General features: G+C 58.6%; 2 protein-coding genes and 1 pseudogene. All 3 read left to right on the top strand.

Translation table 11 applies throughout. The features are described 5' to 3' along the window. Window positions 1-169: 169 nt before the first annotated feature. Window positions 170-2,257, top strand: a complete 2,088-nt coding sequence (locus tag WBP53_RS00280; protein WP_423924767.1) for a hypothetical protein — start codon at window positions 170-172, stop codon at window positions 2,255-2,257. Continuing rightward, window positions 2,163-2,450 (top strand): annotated as a pseudogene (locus tag WBP53_RS00275) (hypothetical protein); the annotation flags it as partial. The gene WBP53_RS00280 and the pseudogene WBP53_RS00275, both read left to right, overlap by 95 nt. 348 nt (window positions 2,451-2,798) lie before the next feature. Further along, a partial coding sequence (locus WBP53_RS00270; RefSeq protein WP_423924769.1) for a hypothetical protein occupies window positions 2,799-4,416 on the top strand: 1,618 nt, incomplete at its 3' end.

Here is a 4,416-nt window from a genome sequence, read left to right as displayed (position 1 = left end):
GACCATGGTTTGACACGTTTGGTGACGGTCGCGTAGCAGTTCGGCCTTCCTATGCTCTCGACAAGTTCGAGTCGCGCGAAGGCACGTACGTCCACGCCTACCGGACTCGACCGATCTGGGATTTTGCTCTTGACCTTGGTCGCACGTTGCCTGAGCAGGAGTTGGTCTGATGGCGCGGAAGAAAGATCCTTCGAACACTTCCCGCCGCATGCTGTCGCTGTGGGAGCCACCCGCAAAATCAGGTGCGCCAATCGGTGTTCTGGCAACCACGTTTACGCTGGATACGGCGCTCTTCGAGGAAGAGTGTTTGGCGCGATTCGCACAGGTACAAAGCGACCCGGCGCGGGATGGCGCGCTTTACCGCATCGAGCGCGAGGAAAAGCTGGCGTCGCTGAAATGCGCGACGGTGGTGGCTGACGTCCATCATTGCGGCGGGAATAGAAGCCTGCGATGGGATTTGCTGGTTTCGCGACCTGCTTCCGGGGTGATGCACGCCAAGATCAGTTTGTTGGCCTGGAACGACCACGTACGGGTGATCGTGGCCTCTGCCAATCTCACGCCCGATGGCTATCGTCGCAATCAGGAATGTGCGTCGGTGCTGGACTTCGACCGCGGCTCGGCAGACCGGGCGCTGTTGGATCCATTGCTGGACTATCTGCGCGAAATATTAGCGACCACCCAAGGCGTTGCCAGAGTAAGAGCATCGAGTTTGCTGGATTGGGTAGATGCCAATCTTCCTCGCGACGCTGCGCCTGCGCGCGGTGTGCAGCGACGACTAGTGCTGGTCGGGCCCGGACGCCCATCGCTGTTCGATCAGCTCGACGAGCAGTTGCCGAATTCACCGCCTGAATCGGCGGATGTGGTGTCGCCGTTCTTCGACGTTGACTCACGCAAGATCGGTCCGGAGTCTCGCTTGTGGCAAATGCTGCGGCAGCGTGGCCATGCCGAACTGAGAATGCATGTCGCCGGTGAATATGCGCCCGAAACGGATCGGTGGCGACTGCAGGTTCCGGAACATGTGCTAGCGACGGTACCAAAAGGCCGCAGCGGAGCGCTGTTGTCGCTGCATCCCGTGCAGGTGACCAAAGTACCCACTGACAGCGATCCCGAGCGCAGACCACTGCACGCAAAGATGCTGACGTTGCGCAATACGCATTGGGTTGCGTGGCTGATCGGCTCCAGTAATTTCACCTCGGCGGGTACCGGCTTGGCACCCAATCAGCGCAACTACGAAGCGAATGTACTGTATTTTCTGCGTGATCAGCCCGATCACCCGACCTATCGACAACTCGCCGAGGGCGGTTTGCGTGGCGACAAAGCCGTCACTCTAGGTGAGAAGATAGATTTTGCGCCTGCATTTGACGTCGATGGCGAGGAACTGGCTGGCGTGCCTCCACTGCCGATGTTTTTCGCCGAGGCGGATTTGTTGTGCAGTGCGGACACTGGGCATCAGATCTCTCTGAAATTTCAGGGGGAGCTCGTAAGCGGTAAGTGGTGGATACGTCAAGACTCCACGCTGATCTATACGCATGCCGAATGGGTCAAGAATGGAAAGCCTGCCGCGGTTGAACTGTCGCTTCCGCGTAGTGGGCCACCGCCGTCACAACTACAAGTGGAATGGCAGGATGCCGAGGGTGTGCGACACACGGCCGATTGGCCGGTGAATGCGCACACGCCCAGCGCCTTGCCTCCACCGGACGAACTTCGTGGCCTGTCCTTAGCGGCGCTACTGGAGTTGCTCAGCTCGGCCCGACCATTGCACGAGGCAATGCGCCAGTGGCTACGTCGACAAGTGGATGACGATGATCCGGATGGATTGCAAAGTTGCGAACTGGTGGATCCACACCAAAAGGTCGATACCAGTGGTTTCCTGATCAAACGCGTTCAGCGAGCCTGTCGTGCCGTGCAGCAAATATCCGCGCGATTGCGGGAGCCCGTTCTCTCGGAAGCGGCATTGGCCTGGCGGTTGGATGGACCGGTCGGCGCGCGCGCTGTGGCGGATGCAATTGAGCGTCAGTGCGATCCGTTGTTGGCGGACGAATGGGCTTTCCTGTTGTTCGAACTGGTCCGCCAACTGGGAACGGTGCAACTGCTACAGCCGAATGGCAAACCGGTCGAGGCCTTTCTGCAGCAGCAGTTGGGTGCGTTCGTGAGTGAGCAGAATGCACGACTGGATATCGCGCTGGCATGCGCGTCCGAGTCGATGCTTCGCTACGCGTTTAGGGACACCCGGGAGACATCACTTGAAACTGCCTGATTCGCTCAATCTGCATGTCGAGGGACGATTGTCAGCAGAGGACGCGTTGCGCCAGAAGAAATCGGCGCAAGCCATCCTCAAGCGATTTCAGCGTCTGCCAGGTGTAATTCTCGGCGACGAGGTTGGCATGGGTAAAACATTCGTGGCCTTGGCCGTGGCTGCCGCTCATGTCATGCAAGATGCGACGCGGCCGGTGGTGATCATGGTGCCCGGCGCTGTAGTCAAGAAGTGGAATCGCGACAGCAACACCTTCAAGAATGCGTGCCTTCGTTCGGGTAGCGAGCGCGATCGCTTCCGGGTGCAGGTGGCCGAAACCGGCATTGAGTTCATGAAGCTTCTGGATGATCCGCTGGATGTGCGGGCCAGCGTGGTCATCTTGGCCCACGGCGCACTGAACCGTCGACTGGGCGACTGCTGGGCCAAACTGGCCGTCCTGCAATCGGCTATCAAGGGCCGTCATGGCGTCAGCGACTTGCGCACACGCGTTGCTCGCTATGCGCCGCGTGTGTTGCGCATGGGTGGTCGCGTCTCCGAGGAATTGGTGGCGCGGCTGCTCAACACACCGGCTGGCAAGTGGAAGCCGATTCTGGTGGCTCATGGCTTGCTCGATGCTCAAGACGATGATCCGGTCCCGGAGTTATTTGTCGATACGCTGAGCGGACTGGATCTTTCCGACGTGTATGGGCGCGTCATCGACAATATGCCGGCACGTGCATCCAAGAATCTCGACGAGCGCTTGCGTGCGGCTCGCAATGCGATGGACAACGCCGGTACAGGTGTGCTCCCGCCAGTATGGCGCAATGTTCTGGCGAGCATGCAACTTTCACTGCCATTGCTGATTCTCGACGAGGCGCATCGGGCACGCCATGGTGGGACGCAATTGGCGCAACTACTGCGAGAAAGTCGGGAAGGCCGGGATACGGTCGGCGGCCCGCTAGCGCATCGTTTTGACCGGATGCTGTTTCTGACTGCCACACCTTTCCAGTTGGGTCATCACGAGCTTTGCAACGTGCTCTCCCGCTTCGACGCCATAGACTGGGATAGTGCTCGCGCACCTGCTCTTGGACGTGATGAATTCGAAAACCAGATTGCAACCTTGAACGCAGCATTGAATTCCATGCAATTGGCCACAGAGCGACTGGAGCGCGATTGGAAGCGCTTGCTTGCTCCTGATATCGAGGAGGGCGAGCGGGTCTACGGCGTGCGGTGGTGGGCATTGGCCGACGAAGGAAGTGACACGTTATGCGGGCAAGTCGACAACCAAAAGTTGCGTGCGGTGATGCTGTCATTATCTGCTGCCAAATCCGCCATCGAAGGTGCGCAGACCCGACTGACGCCTTGGGTTCTGCGCAGCATTCGATCACGATGGCTGCCTCCTCCACACGTAGGCGTGTTGCGCCGTGAGCGCATCGAAGGTGCTGCGGTGTTGACTGAGGTGGATACAGTAGTAGGTTCTTTGGCCGGGGGGCTTCGCGTCGATGCGGACAATGCGTTGCCATTTTTGCTGGCAGCGCGCATCAACAGTTTTGGAGGCAAGGGACGGGTATTCGCGGATGGACTCGCTTCAAGCTTTGAAGCACTGCTCGATACACATCAGGAGCCAGATGCAACACTCCTCACAGCCGCCCCGCACGATAGAACTGCCGATGAGTCATGGCATCTGGCCGCTCTGCGCGAATGTGCCGGTCGGATGGGGCCGAAAGGACGCAGTCTGCACCCCAAGATTCGTGCCACTATCAATCTAGCAATGGCACTTTGGCGCCGTGGCGAGAAAGTATTGATCTTCTGTCACTACCGACATACCGGGCAGGCACTGCACCGCTATCTCTCCGAAGCGATGTTGCAAGAAACTCAGCTCCGCGCTGCGGAGAAGCTGCGATGTCTGCCTGCTGACGTTGAAGCCTCGCTCAAACCCTTTATCGACCGACTCGATCGGGTTCGTGCCGCAGATGTCATTTCCATGGTGGATGATTTGCTGAAACAGCATCCGTCATTGTGGGAGAGCGGTTATCAACGCGAATTGGAAGATGTGGTCTTGCGCTTTCTGCGCACGCCGACGTTTCTGGTCAGGTTTGCCGAACTTGGTGATCAGATGTCTCCGCAGGAATGGATACATTCGATCTTCGATAGCAAGGACGAGTCCGGACTCACCTTTCGAA

The sequence above is a fragment of the Dokdonella sp. genome (assembly GCF_049593775.1).
Taxonomy (GTDB): domain Bacteria; phylum Pseudomonadota; class Gammaproteobacteria; order Xanthomonadales; family Rhodanobacteraceae; genus Dokdonella.
This window is presented reverse-complemented; position numbering and strand designations above follow the sequence as displayed.

Bases quoted from the DNA above. Each gene is read 5' to 3' on its own strand.
- WBP53_RS00280 (WP_423924767.1), top strand. From the start codon at position 170: ATGGCGCGGAAGAAAGATCCTTCGAACACTTCCCGCCGCATGCTGTCG.